Genomic DNA, 26,599 nt, shown 5'->3' with positions numbered 1-26,599 from the left:
GATGATTTGTTCCGGGGCTTCCTTTTTTTTATCTAAACAAGCGTCTAAGTTGAGCGTCTGATACTGAGATTCCGAAAGAAGTACATGCATAAAAAGGGAGAGACCCTGCAATGTTGTGCAGGATCTCTCCATCGAAATCAGATATGCAAATTACTTTTTCTCGTAGAAGGAAGCAGCAGAAGGCTGCGATTCACCTAACGCGTTAACGGCTGTAACCCGGAAGTAACCCTTCATTGGGGCTGTTGTGACAAACTGGAAGCCCGCTTCATGACTGGAGCCAATTATGTTATATGGACCCCCAGGTTTTTCACTGTATGAAACGTTATATGCCGTAACCATGTCCTCAGGACGTGCAGGATTCCACTGGAACAGAATTCCGTTATCTAGCGGTGCTATTTGCAGCGCTGTTGGAGAGGAGGGAACGGCTACAGGTCCTTGCCCTGGGTCACCCCCATCCGGAATACCCGGAATATCTGTACCTGGATCGAGATCACCTGGATTGGAAGGATCTCCAATATCTCCAGGTAGATCGATATTTCCGCTGCCCTGACTGTTGACGGTCGCACTTGGTGCAGACTCTTTGCCTGCGACATCCACAGCAGTGACATAGAAGCTTGAACCTGAATCAGCAGCATTACTAAAGTTGTACGCATTGCCTGTAAGCACGACACTTCCTGTATTTTGGAAGGAACCGCCGTTCTGGGAGCGGTACAACCTGTAGCCGACAACATCAGCCTGACCAGACGGACTGAAGGTAATGCTCGCCTTACTGCCATTCAGAGTCATTCTGACGTTTGAAGGAGCCGTAGGGGCGCTTCCGTCGTCTACTCGAGGATCAATGTCGGTCGGCATATCTTCACCGGCATCACGCGGAATATAGGTTGATAAAGGTTCATGCCCACCGCGCATTTTAGCGAATGCTGCTTCAAGCTCTTTGATGAGTTCCTGAATCGGTTTTTCACGTTTGACGACGACTTTTTCCTTTAGCATATCGTCTGGCGTTTCATCCTTCGGTATATAGTTGACTCCGTTATACGTGATATACTTGGCTTTCGCGATTCCATCATCACTATCTTTAGGAACATATTTAATATTAAAGAGATCTGTAACAAATTTATCTGTTAAGGATGTTGGAAGCTTACCGCTATAGGCGGAAACCGTTTTGGATACGATGCCATCTGGCTTTTCAAACTTCGCTGTTTTGAATAAATCGGGTTCTTTATCCGCGACTTCATTCATAATGAGCGCCCATATGGATTGTGCGCGTTTTTTGGCCGGCTTGCTTGTCAGCGTATTGACCGGTTCCTTGTAGCCTACCCATACGCCAAGCGTAACGTCAGGCGAGAAGCCCATAAACCACACGTCCGCATAGTTTTGGGTAGAGCCTGTTTTCCCAACGATCGGTATCGTTTTGAAGTGCTTGTATGTGTCCCGGACTGTACTGCCCGTACCGTCCGTAATAACCGTGCGCAGCATATCCGTCATCAGGTAAGCGGTTTGCTTGGAAAATGCCTGCACGGGTTTGGTTTCATGCTGATATACGATGTTGCCGTTTGAATCAACGATTTTCTCGATCATGTAGGCATCGTTGAACGTCCCTTGATTGGCGATGGAACTATATGCATTGGTTAGATCCTCGACCGTTACACCATATTTCAAACCGCCCAGAACCCCCGTCGATGCCGAGTAGTCTTCTTTTTGAATGGTGTTGATGCCGACCTTCTTGGCAAAGGCCCAGGCATTGTCGATCCCGACGACGTTATTGAACAGCTTCAATGCAACGGTATTCACCGATTTATTGAGGGCAGTTCGTGCTGTCATCAAGCCGCTGTAGCCCGCAGTCGAGTTTTTCGGGATATGGAAGCCTTTCTGGTAGTCCTTTAAAATGATCGGTGCATCGTCCAGGATACTTGCAGGCTGAATGGCTCCGGATTCAATCGCAGGCAGGTATGCCGCAATCGGTTTCATCGTTGAGCCTGGTTGTCTGATCATCTGCGTAGCATAGTTCATTTGCTCTTTGTTGAAATCCCGGCCCTCCAGCATACCCAGGATCGCACCGGTTTTATTGTCGATCATCATGGCAGCTGTCTGCTCCGGACCTTTTGTTTTGCTGTCCGGGCCAAAGTTATCCTTGTTTTCGCCAATCTTATGCATAGAACTGTAAACTCGCTTGTCGATCGTGGTATACACACGATATCCACCGGTCTTCAACTGCTGATTGGCGGCTTCGAGCTGATCACTGGTGTCTTCCTTCCCGGTCTGATCGATTTGATTCTTGCTGGCTTCTTTGTTATTGAGCTCCATGAGAATTTCCGAAGCTTCACGCTCTGTTTCCATCATCAGGTACGGGAAGGTGGCATATGCCTTTTCCGTTCGCGGAGCCAGTGCTTTGCGGATATCAAAAGCCAAGGCTTCCGTGTACTGAGCTTCCGTAATTTTGTTCTCCTCCTTCATACGCCGCAGCACGAGATGCTGGCGATCCAGGGCCCGCTTGAAGGCATCCGGATTGAATTCGCCTTTGGAATTGTAGGCGGAGTATTTGGTTGGAAGCTGAGGGAGACCAGCGAGATAGGCAGCCTCTGCAATGTTAAGCTTGCTTAAATCATTCACATTGAAAATGCCTTTTGCAGCCGCTTTTATTCCGTACAGATTGTATCCGCTGGAGCCTTTTCCGAAAGGAACCTTATTAAGATATGCAGTTAAAATTTCATCTTTCGTCATAAATCTCTCGAGCCGTAGTGAGAGTAAAATCTCTTTGAACTTGCGGTCATCGGTCTTGTCTAGATTCAGAAAGACCCGTCTGGCCAGCTGTTGTGTCAATGTACTGCCGCCCGTTTGCACGGATTCCTTCAGTACCTTTTGTTTGACGGCACGCAGCGTGCCCTTCAAATCCACACCATTATGATTGAAAAAGTTGTTGTCCTCTATAGAAACAACCGCATTGATGACTGTAGTTGGAATCTGCTTGTATTCCACAGGACGTCTGTCTTCGTCCGTACGAATCTGACCGATAGGTGTTGTCTGATCGCGAAAATACGCGAAGCTTGTAATGGAGTTTTCACTCATTTTTTGGTCAATCAGAGCTCTTGAGCGGACGGGGTCATCCTTCACGATGGAAGTGACATAACCCATGGCGGCGCCGCCAGCAAACAGGGCCCCCATTAGACCAACGACAAGCAGCCAGAGAATAACGAGACCGATTATCCGGGCATAGGATCGTTGGCGCCTCGGGGCAGGCTGTTTATCAGGTTTTTTATTGTTATTTTCAACCATTCGCGTGCGTTCCTCCTTTTAACGGAACTATTATAGCATAATTTGCGGCTTTTGAATGCAGGGAACGAATGAGGGCTTTTTTTTAGAATATTTGACATATTTTAAGCGCATATGTTATAGATAATGCTAAAGTTCATATCGTAAAAGGCACAGAAAGACTCAATAGACAGGTTATTTGCTTTGTCAGAGATCCGGTGGGTGGTGTAAACCGGCAGCTATTCCTGTTGAATTACCGTCTTGAGCCATACGGAGGAACGCGGTTTGATCGTTAGTAGTCCGGTACCGGATGTAAGATCCGTTATAGGAATGAAGTGAAATCTGTCTTGAGACAGCTTTAATTAGGGTGGTAACGCGAGTGCTCCTTCTCGTCCCTTGGGATGAGAAGGAGCTTTTTTGCGTTTAAATACAGGAATAGCACTGGAGGAATGAAAGATGAAGCGGGAAGAATTATCACGAAAGCAGCAGCAACTGGTTGAAAAACAGCTAGCGGTAATTTCTAGGGGAACCGTAGATATTATTCCTGAAGAGGGGCTTAAGAAAAAGCTGTTGAAATCTGTGGTAACGCGGATATCGAGCTTGGCGGCACAGACCAGACCTTCAATCTGCTGATGGGACGTACACTTCAGAAGGAATACGGTGTGGAAGCGCAAATCGTAGTTACGCTTCCGCTGCTTGAAGGCATAGATGGCGTTCAGAAGATGAGTAAGAGCCTTGGCAATTATATCGGGATCGATGAGGAGCCGAATGAAATTTATGGTAAGGCGATGTCCGTACCGGATGAGCTGATGCTGAAATACTACGAGCTTGCGACAGATCTGACCCACGAAGAACTGTCTGAGCTGAAGCAGGGATTAGTTGATGGAAACGTACATCCGCGTGATGCAAAAATGCGTCTAGCTGCCACATTTGTCCGTATGTATCATGGAATGGAAGCGGCAGAGGCAGCCCAGCAGCATTTTGTGACGGTATTCCAGCGGCGGTCCCTTCCGGAAGATATTGAAGAGCATGTCATTTCCGCCGGAGAGTTCGAAAATGGAAAAGTACGCCTGATCAGGCTGCTGACTTTGTTAGGTTTTGCTGTATCTAATGCGGAGGCGAGACGCAGCATCCAGCAGGGAGCAGTCAGGCTGAATGAAGTGAAGCTGGAGGATCCTAACGTGGAAGTAATGCTGCAGGATGGTGATGTTATTCAATCCGGTAAACGGAAATTTGCAAAAATTAAATTGGGTTAATTGCTCATAATGCAATAAATCAATCATAGACGGCAAAAATCCCGGAACCAAAGGTTCCGGGATTTGTTTAAAGTAACGATTAACGGTTGTAGAATTCGACGATTTGTTTTTCGTCGATATCTTGGGAAAGCTCAGAACGTTCAGGCAAACGGATAAATTTGCCTTCCAAAGCTGTATCATTATATTCCAGGTAGCCTGGAAGATGGCTGCGGTTTTCCAAAGCTTCTTTAATAGAAGAAAGGCTGCGGCTTCTTTCACGAAGGCCGATTACGTCCCCAGTGTTCACCATGTAAGAAGCAATGTCAACCTTTTTGCCGTTTACAGTGACGTGACCGTGGGATACCAGCTGACGTGAGCCTGCACGGGAGTGAGCGAAGCCAAGACGGTAAACGAGGTTGTCCAGGCGGCTTTCCAGCAGGAACATGAAGTTCTCACCAGCGATACCTTGCATTTGTTGTGCTCTGTGGAAGAGGGTGCTGAACTGCTTTTCACCCAAACCGTACATATGACGCAGTTTTTGTTTTTCAGCGAGCTGCATACCGTAGTTGCTTACTTTTCTCCGTTGGTTAGCACCATGTTGTCCTGGAGGAAAAGGACGCTTCAATTCTTTGCCAGTACCGCTCAGGGAGATGCCCAGACGGCGACTCAATTTAAATTTAGGACCAGTGTAACGTGCCATGTTATAGTAGACTCCTTTAATTTCAAATAATTGTGAAGTAGGGCTCTATTTGCGCCGGGTAAGTTGATTGTGCTAGCCTTATCGGCAAGGCACCTGAGAGAAAAGTTCAGCCGCTGTTCAATCAGTAACAAACCACGTGAGGGTGACACAACGTTACGCCCAAATTTCAGACTGTCTAACAGTCTTGTTCAACAATAGATTTTATACGAAAAGCAAGGGTGAAGTCAAGTCCTGATAAATATCGAGAAACGTCTAATTTTGTCGATAGGGCTTTGGACCCAAAAAAGTAGGACGAATCTCTGAAATATTGATGCAAAATTAGTTTGAAGAGAGTAGAATAAGATTATTAAAACATCAATGAAATTAAGCTTTTTTGAATGCGAAAATAAAGATTAAGATATATGAGTCTAAAGTCTGCTCGTGATTCAATGAGTTCATATTTTATTCCGATCGAATGGTGCCGTGCAAGACACCTTTTAACACGGTGTAAAGGAGCGCCTGCTTATGTCAGAACATCAACAGGATTTTTCCAGACATCAAAGTTTATTTCAGACAAATATTGAGGTGGCGTCTCCTAGCGAGTCTTCTGATTTATGGCTGAAGGAGATGGATATTTCCCAATATGACCTACCTTACGTCCGTGAGGTTCTTCAGCAGTCCTTTGTGGATTGGCGAAAGGAAACCGGCTCTCTGCCTCTATCGAAGCATTCGAAGTGGGCAATGATTGATCATGAGGGAGCGTATACCTCTGGAGAGGAGACGGTATATTCGCTGCTGGAAGGACCGCATGCGGGGCTTCTTCAGCACTGTTTGCAGTCCCATGAACTGGTCTATGACGTGATAGAGCATGCCGACTATCCGATGCTTACTGGACAGGTTCTTTGTATGGTTCCAATCTTGTCACGCAGCGGGCAGCTGGTGATCTCTGTACTGGCATGTTTGCTGCCGAGGCATATTTCAGACAGTTCCGGGCTGGATGCGATCGAAGCGACAGCGCTGCATTATCATTCCTGTTTTTTCAGGCGTTATGAATACATATTTGTCTCCGATGTCATGAAGATTCAAAAGAATACCGAACGAGAAGCAAGCAGAAGGTCGATTCTTTTTCAAATTATGCAGCGCATGCATGATCAGATTGATGTGGATACCGTGCTTACAGAGGTGCTCGACAGTATTGCCATGCTGTATCCGTCCATCCAGCTCAGTCTATTAATGTCCCAGGATCATCAGCACAGCAATCCGAAAGTCAAACCATTGGTGTTTCATCCCTGGGGCGAGGACATAAGTGTACGTGCTTTTATGGACGGACGCCTTATGATTCAGGACTGCAAGGAACCCGGTAAAGAGGATTATGTGGAAATGAGCATACCGCTTGGAGGCAAGCAGGGGATTTACGGCGTATTTCATTTGAAAATGACGCGGGAGCTTAAGGATGATCTTGATCTGCAGCTGATTACGATGATGATCGACACGGCGGGAAATGCTTTTGAAAATGCGAAGCTGTACGAGCAATCCAATCTATTGATACATGAGCTTCGGCTGATCAATGAACTGACGCAACGGCTAAACCAGAGCCTTCAGCTTTCTGATATCTACCAGTTTGCCAATGAAGAGCTTCTGAATATTTTTAATGCGGACTACAGCTGCTTTCTCCAGTACAATGAAGAGCGCAATATGCTTGAGGTTATGTCCTGCAACGTGCCGTCGCTTTCAAAAGATATTTTCAACAGGGATTATGGTTTTGGCGGTCTTGTGTTCGAGAAAAAAGAGCCGGTCATTTTGTCGGACTATCATTTGAACACCAAAGTATCCTCCAAACTGATGGAAGTTACCGGATCCCAATCTCTAATTGCAACACCGCTGACGGTAAACGGAAAGGTTATGGGGGCGATTTTGCTGACACATCGCAGCCCGCATTTCTTTTCCTACGATAACTACCGGCTCCTTCAAACGCTCGCGAGTCATATCGGTCTGTCAGTAAGCAACGCTCTTCTGCATGCGGAGCTGAGGCGGATGGCAAACCGGGACATGCTGACGGATATGTATGCCCGCCATTACCTGGATGAAGCGATCCAGGATTACCAGACGAACGATTTTTGCGGTTCTCTGATCGTCGTAGACATTGACCAGTTCAAGCAGGTGAATGATACCTACGGACATCAAAAGGGCGATAAGATCCTTAAGCAGGTCAGCGAGATTGTGAAGACCTCCATTAGGCCTGAGGATATTCCCGCGCGCTGGGGCGGAGAGGAGCTAGCCGTATATCTGCCGCAGATGGGCGTTCACCAGGCGATGAAGGTGGCCGAGGTCATTCGGTCAAGGGTAGCTCAAGAAACGGATCCGGGTGTGACCGTTTCGAGCGGGATCGCTGAATGGTGCATCATGGATGAACAGGTCAGCGTGGACAGTCTCTTTTACCGGGCTGACATGGCTTTATACCGTGCTAAAAACAGCGGCCGCAATCAGATTCAAATTGAAAATATGAATGAATAATTAGAGTGATCTGTACTGGATACAGGCACTCTTTTTTTCTGCTTATAAGTGCATAATTGCGCAGATGGCAGGCAAGCCTAAGGCAAAATGTTTCTAAAGAGGTATGACATGATGAAAAAACGTAAAATTTGCCGCAGCATGGCTGCCTTGCTGTGGATGAGCCTTTATTTAACAGGCTGCAGCCTGCTGCAAAACGATAGAAATCCGGAGGAATGGTTCAAACAGACGCTCGGCGGACTGGCTGGAAAGGACTCTTTTACATTCAACGGGGAAGCTGCAGTACGCACGCAGTCGAAGAAGGGATTCCGGGAAAGCCTTTCTTATGAAGGAACATTAACTGAACATGACAAACTGACAATCCGAAGCATGCTTCCTTCCCAGCCTGCCGAAGTAAAGACTTCTAAACCGGTGAATATCAAGAATGTCCATGCGGCCGAGTCCGGATTCCGTCGTCAGGATGGGCAGTGGGTGCATTTGTTCAGTGAAGGCAGTACCACGCTTAATTCATCCTTGGCCCGGTTTAACCCTTTGGCACAGCTGGATGCGGTCAGCCGCTTGCCTAAGCGAATGAAAGAGGCTTCTGGGGCTGCCCGAGGTACGAAAGTGCTGCGTATCGAACTTGAGCCTGCAGCGGCCAGACAATGGCTGTCAGAGCAGCTGGAAGCGGAAATGGGAATGATCCGGCAGCAGGCGGATACAGGGGGGCAAGCGGGCTCCGCGCAAGAAAAGCGGCAGTTGGCTGATGTGTGGAATAAAGGGGACACACAGCTCAAACAAATGCTGGATCATTCGGAGGTAGGAATGGTCTACTATTTAACGATTGATAAAAAGACCGGTTTCCCCGTTAAGCTTTCCTCTGAAAGTGTGATCCGCTATCTTAATCTTCACAACCAGGAGGAGGAGGAAACACTGGTGAATGACGTCTCTTTTAGTCCGTGAGGTTTTCTTGGTTTTCGGCTGACTGGAGCGGGTAGAAAGTGCTACAATAGAAGACGACTAAATTAACCTTTGTTCAAAAAAGTATTTGTGCGGGGTTTGGGAGGAATAGACATATGCGTGATCCAAGAATTAAGAAGCTTGCGGAAAATCTGGTGGGCTATTCAGTAAACGTTCAGCCGGGTGAAAATGTTCTGGTCGAAATGATCGGTAATGAGCGCGACTTGCTAAAAGCGGTTATCGAAGAGATACATAAACGCGGAGGTAATCCGTTTGTCGAGTTGACGGACCGTTCGGTTCAGCGCGCCATGCTCATGAATGCTACAGAAGAAATGGTAAAGACATGGGGCGAGCTTGATCTGGAACGTATGAAAAAAATGGACTGCTACATCGGTATCCGTGCCGGTGAAAACGTGAATGATCTGTCTGATGTGCCGGATGAAAAAATGCGTTTGTATAACACGCTGTACAACCACCCTGTTCACAGTGGACAACGCGTAAACCATACGAAATGGGTCGTACTCCGCTATCCGAATGCAAGTATGGCACAATTGTCCAATAAGAGCACTGAAGCTTTTGAGGACTTCTATTTTGATGTGTGCAATCTGGATTATGCCAAAATGGACAAGGCACAGGATCCTCTTGCCGAGCTGATGAGAAAAACGGATAAAGTCCGTATTGTGGGACCTGGAACAGATCTCAGCTTCTCAATCAAAAACATCGGTGCGACTAAATGCGCCGGCGAGAAAAATATTCCTGACGGTGAAGTGTACAGCGCTCCTGTTCGTGACTCCGTTAATGGTACGATCAGCTACAATTCAAGTACGGTTTACCAGGGGATTACCTTTGAAAATATTAAATTTACTTTCAAAGACGGCAAAATTGTCGAAGCTACAAGCAACGAAACCGAGCGTCTGAACCAAATTCTCGATTCCGATGAAGGTGCGCGTTATATCGGAGAGTTTGCCATCGGCTTTAACCCGTATATTTTGCACCCGATGAAGGATATTCTGTTCGACGAGAAAATCGCGGGTAGCATTCACTTCACACCAGGACAGGCATATGAGGATTGCGACAATGGCAACCGTTCGTCCATTCACTGGGATATCGTTTTGATCCAGCGTCCGGATTACGGCGGCGGCGAAATCTATTTTGACGATGTGTTGATCCGCAAAGACGGTAATTTCGTTATTGATGAGCTGAAAGGCCTGAATCCAGACCAATTGGTTTAATCTACAAAAATAACATAGAAATCCCTTGCGCCGGAAAGCGGATTCAATGTATCATGATAGTGGTAAAATGATATTATACCTGATATCAAAGCTACGGAGGGATCACTATGTCCAGTAATAATGCAGCTGTTGTGGAAATCGCCCAAACGGCGGGCCAGTTTACTTCGTCAATCGTGCTTCAGGCTGACAACAAGTACATTGATGTAAAGAGCATTCTGGGTTTGTTTACGACCCTTGTTAGCAATAAAGGCTATGAGCTTCATGTTCATGGACCGGATGCGGATGAGGCTAAAGCGGCTATGCAGGAAGTGTTTGCAAAACACGGCCTCAAAGTTGAGCTTGTAGAAGAATAAACTTGGAAAAGCGTCCTACCCAACACGGTGGGACGCTTTTTTTTGCAGGTTCTTGTATTGGGCACTGATTTCGTCTAATATTAGAGAAGAGAACGAGGGTGTGACTTTTGGACATAGGGGGGAAGATGCATGACTTCTTCTGAGCTGCAGGAACAGTTGAACATGAAAGCAATTAGTCTTCTGCAAGAAGATGCAGATAAAATACAGAAGCTGATCGAAGTACAAATGGAGAATCTGGCAACCCGCTATTGCCCTCTCTATGAGGAAGTGCTGGACACCCAGATGTACGGATTTTCAAGACAAGTTGACTTTGCGGTAAGAGCTGGACTTTTGCCTGAACTTACTGGCAAACAGCTTGTCAGCCAGCTTGAACGTAATCTGGCCATCCTTTACGAGGCCTTGAATAACAAGGAAGCATAATAAGCCTGTTTTACGGGTTTACATGGTAAAAGCATGAACTCCATATGGAGTCCATGCTTTTTTTGTAGGGTAAAGCTGCAACTATTATTACACCATGAAGAAGGAAACACCGAGAATCAGATACACGACCAACAGCAGCAGCCCTTCATACCAGTTGGTCTTCCCGTCCTGGATGATCGACTTGGCAATAAAGACGGCGACTCCGATGGCGAGAAGCTCGATAGTGGTAAATACTAGATTCATGGTATTGCCGAAGAAATAACTGGCAAACACAAGCACCGGAGCCACGAATAAGGCGATCTGCAGGCTGCTGCCTACGGCGATTTCCACGGCTGCACCAATTTTGTTTTTCATCGCGAGCATAATAGCCGCGCTATGCTCGGCTGCATTTCCGATGATAGCCACCAGGAAGGCACCGACAAACAGTTCGCTGAGTCCGAAACGGGTAGTGAATGTTTCAAGTGTGCCGACCAGCCATTCACTCACGAAGGCTACCATCACGGTTGCAATGATCAGATACAGAATGGCCTTGCCCTTGGTCCATTCCGGAGCGTGCTCATGCGGCAGTTCCTCATCGGAATCTTCGGATACGTCGGACAGGTAATTTTTATGTGTGATCATGGAGAAGATAAGCCAGGCAATATAAGCTACGATTAATATACCGGCTACAATCAAACTGAGCGTTTTGGTATCACTTGTGGTAATCGAATGCGTGTTCAGGAATACAGCCGGAACAAACAGGGCAATGACCGCCACAATCATCAGCGAGCCGTTCATACCGGCAAGGGAAACGTTAAAGCTTTGTATCTTGAATTTAGCTCCACCCGCAAAAATGCTCAAACCAAGCACGAGAAGTAGATTGCCGATAATGGAACCGGTCAAACTGGCCTTCACCATATCGAACAGACCCTCTTTGACGAGGAAGATGGCGATAATCAACTCGGCTGCGTTACCGAAGGTTGCGTTCAAGAAACCGCCCAGACGTTGACCTGCGTAATGAGCTACATTCTCGGTCGCTTTACCCAGGAACCCTGCCACGAAGATTACAGAAATGGCTGCCAGGATGAATTGGACTATAGGATCCCAGCCCGCATAATGTGCTATTGCACTAAGAACAAAAAATGCAATCAGTAAAAAAGGGCTCAACCATTTTTTCAATTTTCGACACCTCGGTGATATGTAGGATAAAGATTCTTTTTCAATATACCCAAAACGTATAGGGTTGTAAACAAATCTTGGGTTCAATATTTGCTTTTTGGTCCCTCTAGGATTTACAATAACTGATAATGAGGTGAAGGAGGAAGGGGTATGACTGAACAGCTTCAACTGGAGACGGGAACGATCCGGATATCGGATGATGTCGTATCGAAAATCGCCGGTTTGGCGGCTCTGGAAACCCCCGGCATTGCTGCAATGTCCGGCGGATTATCCGAAGGATGGGCCAAACGCCTGAGCGGAAAAAATGTACAGAAGGGCGTCACCGTGGAAGTGGGGCAGCTTGAAGCTGCAATCGATCTGCGGATCATCGTTTTGTATGAAACTCCAATTCATGAGGTTTGCCGCATGCTGCAACAAAACGTGCGGGAAGCAGTCGAAAGCATGACAGGTCTTCGAGTCGTGGAAGTCAACGTCAAGGTTGAAGGCGTCGCTTTCAAGGATGATGAAATTGAAGACATTCCATCCCGAGCAAAATAAAACACATACGCACAAAGAAAAACATCCATGGATGTTATTACACAACAGGCAAAAAAAGAGACTACACGGACCTCCGGTAGTCTCTTTTAATATTTACGGACTTCACAACCTCCTGCTGAACAGGCTGGTTGCTTTGTCTTGAGATGCTAAGCATGATTCCCATGGCAAACATCATGATGAGCAGGGAAGTTCCTCCGTAACTGATAAAAGGAAGCGTAACCCCGGTCAGCGGAATCGTCTGCGACACGCCGCCAATATTGACGAAGGCCTGAATCGCGAAAAGTCCCATGATGCCGATGCCGACGAGCGTTCCAAAGGGATCGGTACACCTGAGCGCGATGATGATTCCTCGCCATATGAAATAAATGTATACCAGCAGGAAGAGGCTCGTTCCAATGAACCCGAATTCCTCTGCCATGACAGGGAAGATAAAGTCATTGTACGGGTTTTTAATATAATTCAGCTTTTGAATGCTTTTCCCGAAGCCGGTGCCTGTAAGCTGTCCGTTTCCGATGGCGGTCAAAGACTGAATGAGATTGTAGCCGTCGCCCTTCTCATCCTGGTACGGATCAATCCATGCCGTAATTCTTCCCATTTTGTAATTGCTGGACTGCGTCTGGGGCTCATCACTGTGCGCAATCGATTTGATCAAATAATTGGCACCGAGCACCAGGCTGGCTCCTAGGATCAACAGCGCGGCCGAGGCGAGCATATGCTTCAAGCTGGCACCACCTGCATAAATAATGATCGCACTGGTCGCCACGAGAATCAGGGTCGAACCCAGATCCGGCTGCATCATGATCAGTCCTGCAACAAAACCGACAATGACCATAACGGGAATATAGCCTGTCCTCAAATCCCTGAAACGTTCTCCCTTCTTGACGATCAAGGCGGAGAGGTAGAGAATGATCGCAATTTTGGCTAACTCTGTCGGCTGGATTCCCAGACCTGCAATGCCCAACCAGCTTCGAGCTCCATTGACGCTTTTGGTAAAAGGCACGATCGCAAGCATGATCACCGTAACAATAAACAGTGGGACAAAGAGCTTTTTATACTTGCTGTAATGGATGTTCATCGAGACAAACATTACAAATGTGCCAAGCATAGCCCAAACGAACTGCTTTTTCGTGAAATAAAGCGGATCATTATTGAATTTACTGCTGGAAATGGTGAGACTTGAACTGGCACTGAACACCATCACCAGCCCAAAACCGACCAACAAAAAAGTAAGGATAAGCAGTTGGAAATCCGGCGTCCCTCTCTTCTTGGGTTGGGGTTTTTTCTGATTCATAAGAGACCTGCTTAGGCTTCCAGTGCGGCTTTGAATTGCTGGATTTTTTTATTGGCCGTGTTAAGAATCTTGGAAGGAATCGGGGATTCATATTCCAAGCCATGAGGGAAGGTGGCTTTTCCCATGTAAACGGCTTCGATTTCGAGCACGGTATCCGGCTTTTCCAGCTTGCCTTCTATAGCGCGTGTGTTCATGCGCACAAAGTATTCGGAATTGGTATCTGTGTCTTCGATTTTATATTCGTATGTAGCACGGAAGTACTCCCACTGCCAACGTACAAATCCTGTTTTTTCGGCAACTTCATCCATAAATGCCAAGTCGCTTTTCAGTCCGACAAGTCCTGTATTTTCAAAAATCATCCTATAAAATCCTCCTTATTTAAATGCCTGTAGAGTTCTTTACTCATGATATTATGTTTCAGGCACTTGTGCAAGCCTTGCCACTACAGGGGGACATACCCCATTTCAATCGTTTCTGCTACAATAGAAAAAAGGCATTGTGACCAGGTTGTGGAAAACAATGTGATAGGACATTCTTGGGCGAGAGGACGTGTTTACATGAGAGAAGAGGCATTGTTAAATGCACTGCAGCCGCAAATGGTGGAGTGGAGACGCTATCTGCACCGCCATCCGGAGCTTTCGTACCATGAAGAGAAAACATCGCAATTTATTGCCGGGATACTGCGGGAGCTTGGACTTGAGGTTTCTACACGCGTTGGCGGCGGTCATGGCGTTCTGGCCATTTTAAAAGGCGGCAAGCCGGGTAAAACCGTGGCGCTTCGTGCCGATATGGATGCACTGCCGATCCAGGATGAGAAATCCTGTGAATATTCTTCCGAAGTAGAAGGCGTCATGCATGCTTGCGGTCACGATGGTCATACCTCGACGCTGCTTGCGGTGGCTACATATTTTTGTCAGCGTCAAAAGGATGTGCAGGGAGAAATTCGTTTCATCTTCCAGCCGGCAGAAGAAGTATGTCCTGGTGGCGCTCGAGGCATGATTGAAGCCGGGGTCCTGCAGGGAGTCGATGTCATTTATGGGGTTCATTTGTGGACGCCATTTGCGGTAGGTACGGCGGCAAGCGCACCGGGACCGCTTATGGCAGCGGCTGATGAGTTTTTTATAGATATACTGGGTAAGGGCGGCCATGGCGGAATGCCGCATGTAACCGTTGACAGCGTAGTTGCGGGGGCGGCGCTTGTCTTGCAGCTGCAGAGCATCGTCAGTCGTACGGTAGACCCATTAAAGCCGGCTGTCGTGACGATTGGCACCATTAAGGGCGGAAGCGCGCAAAATGTCATTGCCGAATCCTGCCGCATAACAGGCACGGTACGCACCTTTGACGAAGAGACGAGGGAGCTGATCCGCACCCGGATCGAAGAAATCAGCCATTTGACGGCCAAAACTTATGGTGCAGAGGCAAAAGTCGATTATCTGATGGGTTATCCTCCGCTAGTGAATGACGATGACGAGTCCGGGCGTTTTTTTCGGGAAGCACCAAGCATATTTGGAGCAGAAAATGTATCCCAGTGTGAAAAAATTATGCCTGCGGAGGATTTCTCCTACTACCTGCAGCAAATACCAGGCTGCTTTATGTTCGTCGGTGCAGGCAATGCAAGCATCCAAGCGATCTACCCGCATCATCATCCCCGTTTCGATTTTGATGAAACAGCGATGCTTAGCGCAGCCAAGCTTATGGTGACGATGACTCAGTCATATCAGGGCTGGGAGTAGTACCGTTGCAGAGAATGAAATGGAGTCTCGGTGAGAATGATTTGGCGAACATTGGGAAAATATAATGACACGGAACAAGACCGAAAGTTCATTTCCTTCATCAGGGAATGAACTTTTTTCTCGATATAAGAAAGGAGACGAGTATGAACGATCTAAAAGCCTGTATCGTCCAGCGAGACCGGACAGTTCTGCTGGAATGCGGTCATCCCGGATTCGAGGCGGCAAGGGAGAAATTATCCCGGTTTGCGGAGCTTGTAAAGAGTCCATCCGCGTTTCATACTTATAGAATTACACCGCTTTCCCTTTGGAATGCAGCGGCATTAGGCTGTACAACGGATGAAATTGCGGCTGAACTCACATCCCTGTCCAGATGGGGCGTGCCGGCAGGATTACTGCAGGAGATCCGCGAGCTCGTTACGAGATATGGCAAACTAAAGCTGCAAAAAGAAGAGGGAAACGCTAATATGCTGCTTCTGTCGGCTTCAGACAGCCTTTTTCTTAACGGAATATTGGAAGTGCCGGCATTGGCAGCGCTAGGGCTGTCCCGGATTTCACCGCTAGAGGTCCGGCTTGAAGCGGATAAAAGAGGATGTCTCAAGCAGGAGCTCATGCACCATGGGTTTCCCGTGCTGGATTTGGCCGGCTATCATGAAGGACAGGCCCTGCAGCTTGAGTGGAAACATGGAAGCGAGGGTAATGGATTTGCCCTGCGAAGCTACCAGGAGGAAGCAGTAGCGGCTTTCGAAGGAGTGGCGGGCATTGGAGGAAGCGGTGTGCTCGTCCTGCCTTGCGGCGCGGGCAAAACCGTAATAGGCATTGCAGCGCTGGAACGCCAGCAGTGTGAGTGTTTGATTCTAACATCCAATACGACTTCCGTGGAGCAGTGGATTCAGGAGCTGACGGGGAAGACGACGTTACAATCATCCGATGTGGGCCAATATACTGGCCAAAAAAAAGAAGTAAAGCCGGTAACGGTCGCGACATATCAAATCCTGACACATCGGCGCTCCAAAGACGATGATTTTGAACATATGAAGCTATTTAATGAACGGAACTGGGGTTTGATCATCTATGATGAGGTGCATCTCCTGCCTGCACCGGTATTCCGGGCAACAGCCGATATTCAGGCTACACGCAGGCTTGGACTGACAGCAACTCTTGTCCGTGAGGACGGATGCGAGCAGGATGTATTTTCACTGATTGGTCCGAAGCGATATGAAATGCCCTGGAAGGAGCTTGAAGCCAAAGGCTGGATCGCAAGGGTGGATTGCTGTGAAATTCGTGTACCCATGGAAGCGGATTTGCGCGAGCAATACTTATACGCGGAAGGCAAAGAGAAATTTCGTCTTGCTGCGGAGAATCCGGCCAAAATGCATACCGTGAAAGAGCTGCTGAACAGACATGCAACTGCTGGTATTCTCATTATTGGTCAATATCTGGATCAGCTGCATGCAATCGCAGATGCGGTTGAAGCTCCACTTATCAGCGGGAAAATGCCACAGCAGCAGCGTACAGCTTTATATGCTGCCTTTAAAAAAGGGGAAATACCTGTGCTGGTTGTTTCCAAGGTCGCGAACTTTGCTGTGGATCTCCCTGATGCATCAGTGGCGATCGAAATATCAGGAAGCTTCGGATCACGGCAGGAGGAAGCTCAGCGGCTGGGAAGGCTTTTGCGTCCGAAAGCCGGAGACAACCGGGCCTATTTTTATACGCTTGTTTCTGAAAATAGCAAGGAAGAGGAATTTGCCGTCCGCCGCCAGATGTTTCTCATTGAACAGGGTTATGAATATACAGTCCATTCCGCCAAGGAGGTACGATCCGGGACATGAGCAACGAAACACCATTACCACAAGTAAGCTTAAGCCCGCTTGCTGCAACTGATCTTGAACTGCTGCGCATGCTGGTCGGCCGATTCGGCGGAATATCCTTCAGTGAGCAAGCCTGGAAAGAGATGAGCAGCATGAACCGCAGTGGAGCGGAGCTGAAGCTCTCGTTCATACACTTAAGAAAACATGGCTGGGTGCAGGCAGTGAAGAAATCCTGGGGGGAGAGGCTTTATTTTATTCCGGTGGATAAGCTGATACAGCTCTTGCCGGTTTTTTATACGCCTGTTCCAAGACATGTGGATGAATCGGAGCTGGACATCCGGTGTGAGTCAGGGCCGGGGCTTGCCCTCGATCTGCTTCACACGCTTGCCTATGCGGCGGAACAAGGACTTCCTTTGACGGCCAAAGGAACGATTCATAAAAAGAGTCTGCAAAAGCTGCAGGAGCTCATCTACTTAAAGGAAGTGCATTTGGAGCGGCTAGGACTTCAATATGCCCATCAAGAGATGTATGGTCCGGCGTCTGCGGTGATTCTTGACCTGCTGTTATGCATAGGATTGCTTTCTAAAACGGCAGGCTCTCTGATCATCGTGGAGGAACGCCTTCGTGACTGGCTAAGCCTCACGGAACAAGAGATGAATCGGGTGCTGCTTCGTACGGTCAGTGAACGTTACAGCCAGAATGAGGCTGATATGCAGCTGCTTCGTTATTTGATCTGTCTGCCTGCGTTTCAGGAGGGCATGTGGTTTGACATGTCTTCCGTCCTGCAGTGGATGGATACCGAGGGAATGCTGGAAGCGGATCGCAGTATGGAAAGGGCTGCTGCCTGGCTGTATGCCTTAGCTGGCTTTGGTTGGGGAGATGTAGCTGAAATGAATGACGGAAAGTATGCTTTTCGCTGGAATATGGATCCGCGGCCGTTGCTGTTTGAAACGAATGAAGTGCATGAACCGAAGAACGAAAGTTTGTATGTCCAGCCTGATTTTGATATCATCTGTCCTCCCGGTGTGCCATACATCCAGCGCTGGAAGCTGCTTGCTTGTGCCGATTTGGTACAATCCGACCGGATGTCTGTATACAAGCTGACGAGGTCAAGTGTGGCCAAGGCGGTGGAGAATGGGATGCGAACAGTTGAGATCCTAAGCTTTTTAACAGCAAGTTCCGCTCACGAAATACCGGGCCATGTGGAAGCTGCGCTTGAACAGTGGGGGAAAGAGATCGGCCGGACCCGTTTTGACGAGGTGCTATTGTTGTCCTGTGTGAATGAAGATGAAGGGGATGCGATTGCTGCCAATCCTCGAATGGATGGTAGGGTGGATCGGATTGGACCAAAACATTTTATCATACCGGCATCTCATGTAACAGAATCGCGCAAAATATTGGAGTCCATGGGACTTGCCCCACTCAAATCGACGGGAAGCAGAGACAGGGAAGACCCGGAGTATCCGCTGATTCATAATAACGGCGGGATACCTGATACACCGCGTGGGAGCTTGCTTAGCGAAAGGATTTATGAGAATCAGGGAGTGGTATACAGCGGGCGGAATGTCCACTTTTTTGAAGCTGATCATGAAATTCCGGAGCCCGCCTCCTTATTTCCTGGACATGATCAGATCCCCTCCAGATGGCTTCATGATTACAGGAGCTATCACAGTTCAACCGCGCAAAATATTATAGAACAAGCCCAAAGCTGGCAGACCCGAGTGCTTTTACAGCATGCAGGGAAGAGGGTGGAATTTGCCCCGTTAACGATTAACCTGAGTCCATGGCGCGCTGAAGGTATTTTGCATGATGTGGAAAACGACAGGTTCGAGCAGCTGGAGCTCTTTTCAGATGATTTGGGGGAACTGAAGCTGATTCTCCCTTCCTTTGACTGAAATATTCTTGGCAAGGAAGTACAGAAATCCTCTTCTTAAGGAACTCGGGTTATGATATGATAGAAGAGTCCACTCCTAGAGAGTTGAACTTTTATAGAATTGAGATGAATTTCATGAGCGTATCTGAAGTGCAGACGATGGACATGGCTGCCGTACTGATGAACGCCTATGAATTAGGCGATATGATCAATCAGTCCGTCGAGGTATCTGATTATTTATATTGGAAGCAGCGCGTCGACAGCAATCCTGGTGTTCAGGAGCTTGTCCGTATGCTTGCCAAAAAGAAAGAACTCTTTGATGAAACCCAGCGGTTCGGACATTTTCATCCAAACTATCACAGTGCCAAGGATGAGGTTAAGGCAGTGGAAGAACAGCTGGAACAATTTGAAGAGGTTGCCCGCTTTAAGCTGGCAGAAAGAAATTTGGATGACATGCTGCACCAGATGTCCGAGATGATTGCTTTTTCCGTGTCGGACACGATCAAGGTGCCAAGCAATGATCCGAATCCCAAAGGGGGCTGCGGCGGCGGTGGCAAATGCGGCTGCGGCGGTTAATTGACAAAGAGACAGGGAACATAAAGTGAGGTGGGAAAAGATGTTTGCAGAACGGACAGGTTACATTATTTGGGTTACGGATGTGAAAGCGGCCAGAAATCTTGAAAAGTACGGGACTGTTCATTATATTTCGAGACGTATGCATTATGTGGTGATGTACGTCAATGCGGATCGTGCTGAAGAGGTTGCCAAGAATATTCGCAGACTTTCCTATGTGCGAAAAATTGAGCGCTCCTATCGCAATGAGATCAAAACGGAATATACAAAGGATATCCCCGATAAGACAAGTTATTATGGCATGTAGCCAAGCGGTCCGTTCCTTCTGCCACAATTGTGGCCTCCCATCGAACGTTATATAATTTTTACTAGAAGCAGCCCTAGGGCTGCTTTTTTTTGTGCATCATTAATCTCGGTTGTATGATCCCTTAATCGCAATGGAATTCATTTAGTAATAATGATCTATGTACTGGAGAGCTCTTTCGGTCAATTATTTATATTTTAAGAAAACGAAAAGATGAATAGGAATGATGCATATAGTCTATTAAATAGGCTTTTTAATAGAATTACCTGTTTCTGAATCCTATTAATTTTAAGATATTTTTGCTTGTTTAACATGTGATGATGATGTAATATAATAGGTAAATATACTTAGATAAAAAGTCCTATATGGTGGAGAGTGATGTTCCATGCGCGACAAAGGAATGGAAAGATGGAGCACTTATGAACCATTCTATGTTGTTCTGGGTGATAAGAGGGTCGCAGACATTGTCATAACCAATCATGCAAAGACAAGATATAATGACCGTATTCAGAGCGGGGATAGCCAGATTGACGATATTGCAGCATGGATGTGGGAATGTCTGAAGCAAAACCGGATGCTTCCTTATTACCGTAATGAACAGGACGTATACTTGATTGATGAGGATTTGGTTGTTGTCGCTGAATTCACTGAAATCGAGGGAGAGCATGACATCAGTGGCAATCCTCTGCATAAAATGATCGTAGTTACTTTTTTGGGACGAATGTCCGAAACCATCGAGCTGAGAGATTTGAAATCCTATTATTCCTGGCTGCGCCATTCCCGGAGAATGACTTTGATTAAGAACACGCGTAAACGCAGATAGTATACATAACCAATAGCTTTTAGCAGCATGGGATCCGATGATGGATTTCATGCTTTTTTTGTATGCCTTGTTCGGATCATATACAATAAATGGACATAGACAGGAGAATCAGGAGGGATATCAGAAAATGAACCAGACTGAAGGAAGATGCGACCTGCATACCCATACCCGGGCTTCAGACGGAATGCAGAGTCCGGCGGATAACGTGCGGAGAGCTTTTGAAAAAGGATTATCGGCTGTGGCGATCACGGATCATGATACCGTCGCAGGTGTTCTCGAGGCGATGGAAGAAGGGGAACGCTGCGGTATAAACGTAGTACCGGGAGTGGAGATCAGCACCCGTGCAGGAGGGAAAGATATTCATGTGCTTGGTTATTACGTAAGCTGCTCGGATGAGAAGTTTCTGAAACGGCTGGCTGATTTGCGGAATACCAGGGAAGAACGGAATGTAAAAATGATCGCAAAGCTGCAGGAGCTTGATGTCCAGATTACCATGGAAGAGGTTATATCCGGATTGGGAAGAGAGCTGTGTCCAGATGAGAGCGTCGGCCGTCCGCATATGGCGGATGTTCTGGTCAGCAAAGGGTATGCCAAGGATATGAGAGACGCATTCAACCGTTATCTGGGAGAGGATGCGCCTGCATATGTTTCAGTACCGAGGATTTCCCCCCTGGAAGCAATCGAGTGGATCCGCGAGGCTGGAGGAACTCCGGTGCTGGCTCATCCGGGAATATACGGCGATGATGATCTGGTGAGGGAAATTCTGGAGCAGGCCAAGCCCGCAGGCATTGAAGTCTTTCATTCCGACCATGGAAAGGCTGAGGAGGAACGCTATCAGGCTATGGCTGATGAATATGCACTGATTGTTACAGCTGGCTCCGATTATCACGGGGCAAGACAGGGTGTAATATTTCATGGTGATATCGGCAGCCGCTGGGTTCCTGTTTCGGTACTGGAACAGTTGAAGCGGGGCTCTACGGGCAATTGATTGGATCGTGCCCAAAGCCGGATAAGCATGTAAAAAAACCACTGGAGAAATATTCTCCAGTGGTTTTTTTATTGGCGGGAGTTAATTTTGTTTCAGGGTATTCGGAAGACCTTTGATCCGCTCATTGTCAGGCGTGATAACCAATGTTTTCTGATGATCATAGATAACGAAGCCTGGTTTGGCTCCGCTTGGTTTATGGACATGGCGGATGAGGGTGTAGTCCACGGGAACGCTGCTGGATTCTTTAGCCTGGCTGTAGTAGGCCGCAAGCAGCGCCGCTTCCTCTAATGTTTGATCTCCAAAATCGGTGCTGCGTATTACAACATGCGAGCCGGGAATGTCCTTCGTATGCAGCCAGGTATCATTTGAGCTTGCCAATCGATTGGTTAAATACTCGTTTTGCAAGTTGTTTTTGCCAACAAATATTTCAATCCCTTCCGATGACGTGAAAACATGCAGTGTCGGGCGGTCGTTCTTCTTCTTTTTCTTTACCTTTTTACTGCGGTCACGAAGATATCCTTGCTGGATCAGCTCCTCGCGGATTTCGGCAATATCGCTCATGGAAGCGTAGGACAGCTGCTGCAGCAGTTCATCCATGTAACGGATTTCTTCCTGCGTCTTCTCCAGCTGCTCTTTGATGACCACCAGGCTGTTTTTATATTTATTGTATTTTTTGAAATAACGCTGCGCATTGTCCGAAGGCATTAGCAGCGGATCCAGCGGAATGGTAACCGGTTTTTGGTCTTCATCATAAAAGTTGACAAGCACCGCGGCTTTGTCGCCTTTTTGAATCATATGGAGCGAAGCGAAGAGCAGTTCTCCGTAGATACGGTACTGGTCTGCATCGCCAGCCTCGGCCAGATCCTCATGCAGATGATCTAGCTTCTTAATATTTTTGGAGCGTTCGTTTTGCAGGAAACGAAGGAGGTCACTGACCTTTTGCTTAACCGTGTCACGCTCTGCCTTCTCCCCGTAATAATCCTCCATGCATGCGCTCATGGATTCGTAGTGCTTAACTTCGTTTTTTAACAGAGTCAGGTTTACCGCAGAAAAGAGCATCTTGCCTTTGGCGTTTGCTCCCGTAACCGGAGTATATTCGTTTTTCTGGACGGGCTCCATAACCGAGTTGAAAGCATCCCATAAAGCGGAGCAGCGCTGATACACTTCATCCTCACTCGCTTGAAGATCATAAATATTGGGTGTGCCGGAGCGATGAATCATTTCCTGTGCGATGAGCGGGCTAATCCCGCTATAGGTGTCGACGATCCAGGGAATAGGCTCCTCGATTCCTGAGCATTTGGCAAAAAATTCCTTGCGGTCAGCCGTGAGCGGATTTTGCTTATGCTGCTGCGGCGGCTCGGTATAGGCAAAGCCGGGCATAACGATCCGGTAGCTGCTGATGCTTGGCGTGACATGGTGAATTCCGTCCAGGATGGTTCCGCTTGAAGGGTCGGTCAAAATAATATTACTATGGCGTCCCATCAGCTCAATGATAATTTTTTTGGTGGAAACATCCCCGAGTTCATCGCGCTGGCGCACTGTCAGATGAATGATTCTCTCCATCCCCACCTGGCTGATTTCCTCGATAATTCCGCTTTCGCAGTGCTTGCGCATCAGCATACAGAACATCGGCGCCTCCTGTGGGTTCAAGAAGCTCCGGTCCGTAAAGTGAACGCGTGGATAGGTCGGGTTGGCCGACAGCAGCAGTTTGACGTTGCCCTCGCGTGTGCGCAGGTGAAACAGAATATCATGGTCGTTCGGTTGGTATATTTTGCTAATCCGGGCTCCCCGGTAGGCTTCGAGCTCATGCACGATCGCCCTAGTTACGATTCCGTCCAATGCCATTGTTATATATCTCCCATCTTTTATTACAGAATTTAAGTGGATCCTAGCAAAATGCTCATGGTCAAAAACCAGTCTTCTCTATGATGCCATAGTTTGCCCAAAAACTTAAGAGGCGCCTTCTGTGATATTTCAGGTCCTGTCCGAATACATTTACGTTAGAACAGGTGGAAAAGCTGTCGGTATCTTCGGCAGCAGCACAAAGAGCGGGAGGGAAAGGGAAGCATGGAACAAAAAGCATGGCATCAGATGAATGCCGAGGATCTGCAGCAGGTTCTGAGCGTAGAGCCGCAGCATGGCCTTACGGAAGAACAGGCTGACGAACGAAGAAAGCAGCATGGAAGCAATGAGTTGTCTGAAGGTAAAAAGATCTCTCTATTCGCGCTGTTTTTGAACCAGTTCAAGGATTTTATGGTTCTGGTGCTGATGGGGGCCACACTGGTGTCCGGCCTGCTGGGTGAATATCTGGATGCCATTACAATTATCGCAATCATCCTGCTGAATGGAATACTGGGATTTGTTCAGGAATTCCGGGCTGAGCGATCCCTGCGTGCACTGAAGCAGCTGTCAGCTCCGTCAGCTAAGGTGCTGAGGGATGGAAAAACGGTCTCAATCCCGGCTAAAATGCTGGTCCCCGGCGACATTGTCATGCTGGAGAGCGGCGACCGCATTCCTGCGGATATACGCTGGCTGGAGACGAGCAGCTGCTACATTGAGGAATCGGCACTGACGGGTGAATCGGTACCTGTAGGCAAACACAGCCAGGCAATTACCGAATCCGAAGTGCCGCTTGGAGATCAGAAAAACCTTGGCTTCATGGGCACGATGATGACCCGGGGCACCGCTAAAGCCATTGTCATCCGGACCGGCATGAATACGGAAATGGGCAAGATTGCCGATCTTATCCAAAATACGGATACACAGCAGACCCCTCTCCAGCACCGCTTGGAGCAGCTTGGCAAGCTTTTGATCATTCTCTCCCTCGGCCTGACCGTCATGGTTGTCGCAGCGGGGATTTTGCACGGACAGCCAGCGGTAGGCATGTTCCTTGCGGGTGTCAGCCTTGCGGTAGCAGCCATACCTGAAGGGCTGCCGGCAATCGTTACTGTAGCATTGGCCTTAGGTGTACAGCGCATGATCAAGCGGAAAGCCATTGTCCGAAAGCTTCCTTCAGTAGAAACGCTTGGCTGCGCATCAGTCATTTGCTCTGACAAGACAGGCACTCTGACCCAAAATAAAATGACGGTTACCAGGCTGTGGATCGGCGGCCGCGATATGGAAGTGACTGGAGACGGCTATGCGCCAACCGGTCAGGTCCTGGAAAAGGGCAAGTCCATTGATATCCGAAACGATCAGGGATTGCGCCGACTTTTGCAGATCGGTGCACTGTGTAACAATGCCGAAATTTATGAGATGCAGCAAGCAGAACCGAAAGGTAAGCGGAAGGGAAAGGAAGAAACGGTTGGCCCCGTTTGGGGGTTAAAGGGTGATCCGACCGAGGGAGCACTGGTTACATTGTCCTCCAAGATGGGGATGACGTCGGAATCCATGGCAGGACTGTACAAACGGGATCAGGAGTTTCCTTTTGATTCCGAGCGCAAGCTGATGTCCGTCGTGGTCAGCCATCAAGGCGGCAAGCTACTGTGTACAAAAGGTGCACCGGATGTTCTGCTGAATCAATGCACATATATTTTATGGGAAGGGAACGTGGTGCCGTTTACAACCACGTTGAAGCAAAAGGTGCTTGCAGCCAACGAACAGATGGCTTCCGCTGCTTTGCGCGTGCTCGGGACGGCTTACCGGGATATCCGGTCGCATGATTCCTTGAGCAATGAAAAAGAAGCTGAAAGCCAGCTCGTGTTCGTCGGCCTCGCAGGGATGATCGACCCGCCGCGGCGTGAGGTGCGTGATGCGATAAGTACCTGCCGCCGTGCCGGAATCAAAACCGTCATGATCACAGGGGACCACGGGACAACAGCCGAGGCAATTGCCCATCAGCTGGGTATTATACCGCGCGGAGGACTGGCGATGTCCGGGCAGGATCTGGGCCGTATTGATGATGACGAGCTGGATTCTAAAGTGGATAATATTTTTGTGTACTCCCGCGTATCCCCCGAGCATAAGCTGCGTATCGTCAAATCTCTCCAGCGGAAAGGGCATGTGGTAGCAATGACGGGGGATGGTGTCAATGATGCGCCTGCCATCAAAGCTGCCGATATCGGAATTGCCATGGGTATTACCGGCACGGATGTGACCAAGGAAGCTTCCTCGCTGGTGCTCAGCGATGATAATTTCTCCACTATCGTTGCCGCAATCGAGGAAGGCCGGAACATCTACGAGAATATACGCAAATTTATCCGTTATCTGCTCGCATCAAACGTGGGCGAAATTTTAACGATGTTTTTCGCGATGATGCTGGCGCTTCCGCTTCCGCTGCTTCCGATCCAGATCCTGTGGGTGAACCTGGTTACCGATGGTTTGCCGGCTATGGCGCTGGGTGTGGATCAGCCTGAGAAGGACTTAATGGAACATAAGCCGCGGGGGGCGAGAGAGAATATTTTTGCCCGCAGGCTTGGCTGGAAAATAATCAGCCGCGGCTTTTTAATCGGATTATGCACGCTCGGAGCCTTCTGGCTTACGCTTAAGACCGACCCGGGCAATGCAGGCCAGATTGCTAAAGCGCAGTCCGTCGCATTTGCTACTTTGGTACTGGCCCAGCTTATCCATGTATTTGATTGCAGAAGCTCGCGCTCCATTTTCCACCGCAATCCGCTGCAAAACAAATACCTGGTTCTCGCGGTATTATCCTCCGTCGTATTGATGCTTGGCGTGATGTATATTGAAGCGCTGCAGCCGATTTTCAAGACTGTGCCGCTTGGCTTCCGCGAATGGGCGATTTCGATCGTCGCGGCTGGTATTCCTACCTTCCTGATGGGTGCTGGCAGTGTGTGGGGCGGCAGACGCCAAAAGCGCAAAGGCGGCGGTGGGCGCTTCGTGATGAAAAGTACAAAATTTTCAGCATAAAGTTAATACAACTTCGCCACTCCTTAC

Annotated in this window: 21 protein-coding genes, 1 pseudogene and 1 other annotated feature; of the genes and pseudogenes, 16 read left to right on the top strand and 6 right to left on the bottom strand. The window is 48.1% G+C overall.

Annotated elements, in window-relative coordinates; genetic code table 11:
* Positions 1-150: 150 nt before the first annotated feature.
* On the bottom strand, positions 151-3,273 hold the full coding sequence (locus E6W40_RS16295; RefSeq protein ID WP_136606418.1) for a penicillin-binding protein 1A: 3,123 nt from the start codon (positions 3,271-3,273) through the stop codon (positions 151-153).
* Between the two features lie 141 nt (positions 3,274-3,414).
* Positions 3,415-3,649 (top strand) — a binding site (T-box leader).
* A gap of 56 nt (positions 3,650-3,705) precedes the next feature.
* On the opposite strand from E6W40_RS16295, the gene E6W40_RS29525 reads away from it, so the two are divergent.
* Positions 3,706-3,882, top strand: a complete 177-nt coding sequence (locus E6W40_RS29525; protein WP_168928949.1) for a hypothetical protein — start codon at positions 3,706-3,708, stop codon at positions 3,880-3,882.
* Positions 3,837-4,505 (top strand): annotated as a pseudogene (gene tyrS, locus E6W40_RS16290) (tyrosine--tRNA ligase); the annotation flags it as partial. The gene E6W40_RS29525 and the pseudogene tyrS, both read left to right, overlap by 46 nt.
* Positions 4,506-4,584: 79 nt before the next feature.
* Here the strand turns inward: tyrS and rpsD are convergent.
* Positions 4,585-5,184: a 30S ribosomal protein S4 gene (gene rpsD / locus E6W40_RS16285; protein ID WP_136606416.1), complete on the bottom strand. Its 600-nt coding sequence runs from the start codon at positions 5,182-5,184 to the stop codon at positions 4,585-4,587.
* A 504-nt stretch (positions 5,185-5,688) separates the two neighbouring features.
* On the opposite strand from rpsD, the gene E6W40_RS16280 reads away from it, so the two are divergent.
* The 5 genes from E6W40_RS16280 to E6W40_RS16260 all read left to right on the top strand — a co-directional run bounded on the left by E6W40_RS16280 (position 5,689) and on the right by E6W40_RS16260 (position 10,618).
* Positions 5,689-7,677: a sensor domain-containing diguanylate cyclase gene (locus tag E6W40_RS16280; RefSeq protein ID WP_136606415.1), complete on the top strand. Its 1,989-nt coding sequence runs from the start codon at positions 5,689-5,691 to the stop codon at positions 7,675-7,677.
* A gap of 108 nt (positions 7,678-7,785) precedes the next feature.
* A complete protein-coding gene (locus tag E6W40_RS16275) occupies positions 7,786-8,616 on the top strand; it encodes a hypothetical protein (protein ID WP_168928948.1) in 831 nt (276 codons plus the stop codon).
* Between the two features lie 113 nt (positions 8,617-8,729).
* Entirely contained in the window at positions 8,730-9,845 is a 1,116-nt protein-coding gene (locus E6W40_RS16270) for an aminopeptidase (RefSeq protein ID WP_136606413.1), read from the top strand.
* 107 nt (positions 9,846-9,952) lie between these two features.
* Positions 9,953-10,198 carry an HPr family phosphocarrier protein gene (locus E6W40_RS16265; RefSeq protein ID WP_136606412.1) on the top strand — a complete coding sequence of 82 codons (246 nt, stop codon included), beginning with the start codon at positions 9,953-9,955 and terminating at the stop codon, positions 10,196-10,198.
* A gap of 129 nt (positions 10,199-10,327) precedes the next feature.
* The gene (locus E6W40_RS16260) at positions 10,328-10,618 is read left to right on the top strand and encodes an Fpa/YlaN family protein (RefSeq protein WP_136606411.1); all 291 of its coding nucleotides are present in this window, start codon (positions 10,328-10,330) and stop codon (positions 10,616-10,618) included.
* Between the two features lie 87 nt (positions 10,619-10,705).
* Here E6W40_RS16260 and cax read toward each other — a convergent pair whose 3' ends face one another.
* Positions 10,706-11,776 carry a calcium/proton exchanger gene (cax, locus tag E6W40_RS16255; protein WP_136606410.1) on the bottom strand — a complete coding sequence of 357 codons (1,071 nt, stop codon included), beginning with the start codon at positions 11,774-11,776 and terminating at the stop codon, positions 10,706-10,708.
* A gap of 150 nt (positions 11,777-11,926) precedes the next feature.
* On the opposite strand from cax, the gene E6W40_RS16250 reads away from it, so the two are divergent.
* Complete coding sequence (locus E6W40_RS16250; protein WP_136606409.1) at positions 11,927-12,313, top strand: Asp23/Gls24 family envelope stress response protein; 387 nt, start codon at positions 11,927-11,929, stop codon at positions 12,311-12,313.
* A gap of 61 nt (positions 12,314-12,374) precedes the next feature.
* Here the strand turns inward: E6W40_RS16250 and ftsW are convergent, their stop codons facing one another.
* On the bottom strand, positions 12,375-13,604 hold the full coding sequence (gene ftsW, locus E6W40_RS16245; RefSeq protein ID WP_136606408.1) for a putative lipid II flippase FtsW: 1,230 nt from the start codon (positions 13,602-13,604) through the stop codon (positions 12,375-12,377).
* 11 nt (positions 13,605-13,615) lie between these two features.
* Entirely contained in the window at positions 13,616-13,963 is a 348-nt protein-coding gene (locus E6W40_RS16240; protein WP_136606407.1) for a YugN family protein, read from the bottom strand.
* A gap of 198 nt (positions 13,964-14,161) precedes the next feature.
* On the opposite strand from E6W40_RS16240, the gene E6W40_RS16235 reads away from it, so the two are divergent.
* From E6W40_RS16235 to E6W40_RS16205, 7 genes are all read left to right on the top strand, one after another.
* On the top strand, positions 14,162-15,337 hold the full coding sequence (locus E6W40_RS16235) for a M20 family metallopeptidase (protein ID WP_136606406.1): 1,176 nt from the start codon (positions 14,162-14,164) through the stop codon (positions 15,335-15,337).
* Positions 15,338-15,480: 143 nt separating this feature from the next.
* Positions 15,481-17,166 (top strand): DNA repair helicase XPB, encoded by a 1,686-nt coding sequence (locus E6W40_RS16230; RefSeq protein ID WP_136606405.1) that lies wholly within the window; start codon positions 15,481-15,483, stop codon positions 17,164-17,166.
* Positions 17,163-19,040, top strand: coding sequence for a helicase-associated domain-containing protein (locus tag E6W40_RS16225; protein ID WP_136606404.1), 1,878 nt, complete (start codon positions 17,163-17,165; stop codon positions 19,038-19,040). The genes E6W40_RS16230 and E6W40_RS16225 overlap by 4 nt, the downstream gene beginning before the upstream one ends.
* A 113-nt stretch (positions 19,041-19,153) precedes the next feature.
* On the top strand, positions 19,154-19,594 hold the full coding sequence (locus E6W40_RS16220; protein ID WP_136606403.1) for a YlbF/YmcA family competence regulator: 441 nt from the start codon (positions 19,154-19,156) through the stop codon (positions 19,592-19,594).
* Between the two features lie 40 nt (positions 19,595-19,634).
* Positions 19,635-19,898 (top strand): YlbG family protein, encoded by a 264-nt coding sequence (locus E6W40_RS16215; protein WP_136606402.1) that lies wholly within the window; start codon positions 19,635-19,637, stop codon positions 19,896-19,898.
* Between the two features lie 382 nt (positions 19,899-20,280).
* A complete protein-coding gene (locus E6W40_RS16210) occupies positions 20,281-20,718 on the top strand; it encodes a hypothetical protein (RefSeq protein WP_136606401.1) in 438 nt (145 codons plus the stop codon).
* Positions 20,719-20,845: 127 nt separating this feature from the next.
* Positions 20,846-21,706, top strand: coding sequence for a PHP domain-containing protein (locus E6W40_RS16205; protein ID WP_136606400.1), 861 nt, complete (start codon positions 20,846-20,848; stop codon positions 21,704-21,706).
* 81 nt (positions 21,707-21,787) lie between these two features.
* Here E6W40_RS16205 and E6W40_RS16200 read toward each other — a convergent pair whose 3' ends face one another.
* Positions 21,788-23,551 carry an Rqc2 family fibronectin-binding protein gene (locus tag E6W40_RS16200; protein ID WP_136606399.1) on the bottom strand — a complete coding sequence of 588 codons (1,764 nt, stop codon included), beginning with the start codon at positions 23,549-23,551 and terminating at the stop codon, positions 21,788-21,790.
* 222 nt (positions 23,552-23,773) lie between these two features.
* On the opposite strand from E6W40_RS16200, the gene E6W40_RS16195 reads away from it, so the two are divergent.
* Entirely contained in the window at positions 23,774-26,572 is a 2,799-nt protein-coding gene (locus tag E6W40_RS16195) for a calcium-translocating P-type ATPase, SERCA-type (RefSeq protein WP_136606398.1), read from the top strand.
* Positions 26,573-26,599 lie beyond the last annotated feature (27 nt).

It is taken from the genome of Paenibacillus dokdonensis (assembly GCF_004916975.1).
GTDB classification, from domain to species: domain Bacteria; phylum Bacillota; class Bacilli; order Paenibacillales; family Paenibacillaceae; genus Paenibacillus_AQ; species Paenibacillus_AQ dokdonensis.
The sequence above is the reverse complement of the archived record's forward strand: the minus strand, read 5'-3'. Positions and strand labels throughout refer to the sequence as shown.

What these genes read in the sequence shown, in the direction of transcription:
- E6W40_RS16295 (WP_136606418.1), bottom strand. Translation starts at nt 3,273, where the DNA reads ATGGTTGAAAATAACAATAAAAAACCTGATAAACAGCCTGCCCCGAGG.
- E6W40_RS16200 (WP_136606399.1), bottom strand. Translation starts at nt 23,551, where the DNA reads ATGGCATTGGACGGAATCGTAACTAGGGCGATCGTGCATGAGCTCGAA.
- E6W40_RS16215 (WP_136606402.1), top strand. Translation starts at nt 19,635, where the DNA reads ATGTTTGCAGAACGGACAGGTTACATTATTTGGGTTACGGATGTGAAA.
- E6W40_RS16280 (WP_136606415.1), top strand. Translation starts at nt 5,689, where the DNA reads ATGTCAGAACATCAACAGGATTTTTCCAGACATCAAAGTTTATTTCAG.
- E6W40_RS16205 (WP_136606400.1), top strand. Translation starts at nt 20,846, where the DNA reads ATGAACCAGACTGAAGGAAGATGCGACCTGCATACCCATACCCGGGCT.
- E6W40_RS29525 (WP_168928949.1), top strand. Translation starts at nt 3,706, where the DNA reads ATGAAGCGGGAAGAATTATCACGAAAGCAGCAGCAACTGGTTGAAAAA.
- E6W40_RS16270 (WP_136606413.1), top strand. Translation starts at nt 8,730, where the DNA reads ATGCGTGATCCAAGAATTAAGAAGCTTGCGGAAAATCTGGTGGGCTAT.
- E6W40_RS16260 (WP_136606411.1), top strand. Translation starts at nt 10,328, where the DNA reads ATGACTTCTTCTGAGCTGCAGGAACAGTTGAACATGAAAGCAATTAGT.
- E6W40_RS16275 (WP_168928948.1), top strand. Translation starts at nt 7,786, where the DNA reads ATGATGAAAAAACGTAAAATTTGCCGCAGCATGGCTGCCTTGCTGTGG.
- E6W40_RS16240 (WP_136606407.1), bottom strand. Translation starts at nt 13,963, where the DNA reads ATGATTTTTGAAAATACAGGACTTGTCGGACTGAAAAGCGACTTGGCA.
- E6W40_RS16230 (WP_136606405.1), top strand. Translation starts at nt 15,481, where the DNA reads ATGAACGATCTAAAAGCCTGTATCGTCCAGCGAGACCGGACAGTTCTG.
- E6W40_RS16225 (WP_136606404.1), top strand. Translation starts at nt 17,163, where the DNA reads ATGAGCAACGAAACACCATTACCACAAGTAAGCTTAAGCCCGCTTGCT.
- E6W40_RS16195 (WP_136606398.1), top strand. Translation starts at nt 23,774, where the DNA reads ATGGAACAAAAAGCATGGCATCAGATGAATGCCGAGGATCTGCAGCAG.
- ftsW (WP_136606408.1), bottom strand. Translation starts at nt 13,604, where the DNA reads ATGAATCAGAAAAAACCCCAACCCAAGAAGAGAGGGACGCCGGATTTC.
- E6W40_RS16235 (WP_136606406.1), top strand. Translation starts at nt 14,162, where the DNA reads ATGAGAGAAGAGGCATTGTTAAATGCACTGCAGCCGCAAATGGTGGAG.
- E6W40_RS16210 (WP_136606401.1), top strand. Translation starts at nt 20,281, where the DNA reads ATGCGCGACAAAGGAATGGAAAGATGGAGCACTTATGAACCATTCTAT.
- rpsD (WP_136606416.1), bottom strand. Translation starts at nt 5,184, where the DNA reads ATGGCACGTTACACTGGTCCTAAATTTAAATTGAGTCGCCGTCTGGGC.
- E6W40_RS16220 (WP_136606403.1), top strand. Translation starts at nt 19,154, where the DNA reads ATGAGCGTATCTGAAGTGCAGACGATGGACATGGCTGCCGTACTGATG.
- E6W40_RS16265 (WP_136606412.1), top strand. Translation starts at nt 9,953, where the DNA reads ATGTCCAGTAATAATGCAGCTGTTGTGGAAATCGCCCAAACGGCGGGC.
- E6W40_RS16250 (WP_136606409.1), top strand. Translation starts at nt 11,927, where the DNA reads ATGACTGAACAGCTTCAACTGGAGACGGGAACGATCCGGATATCGGAT.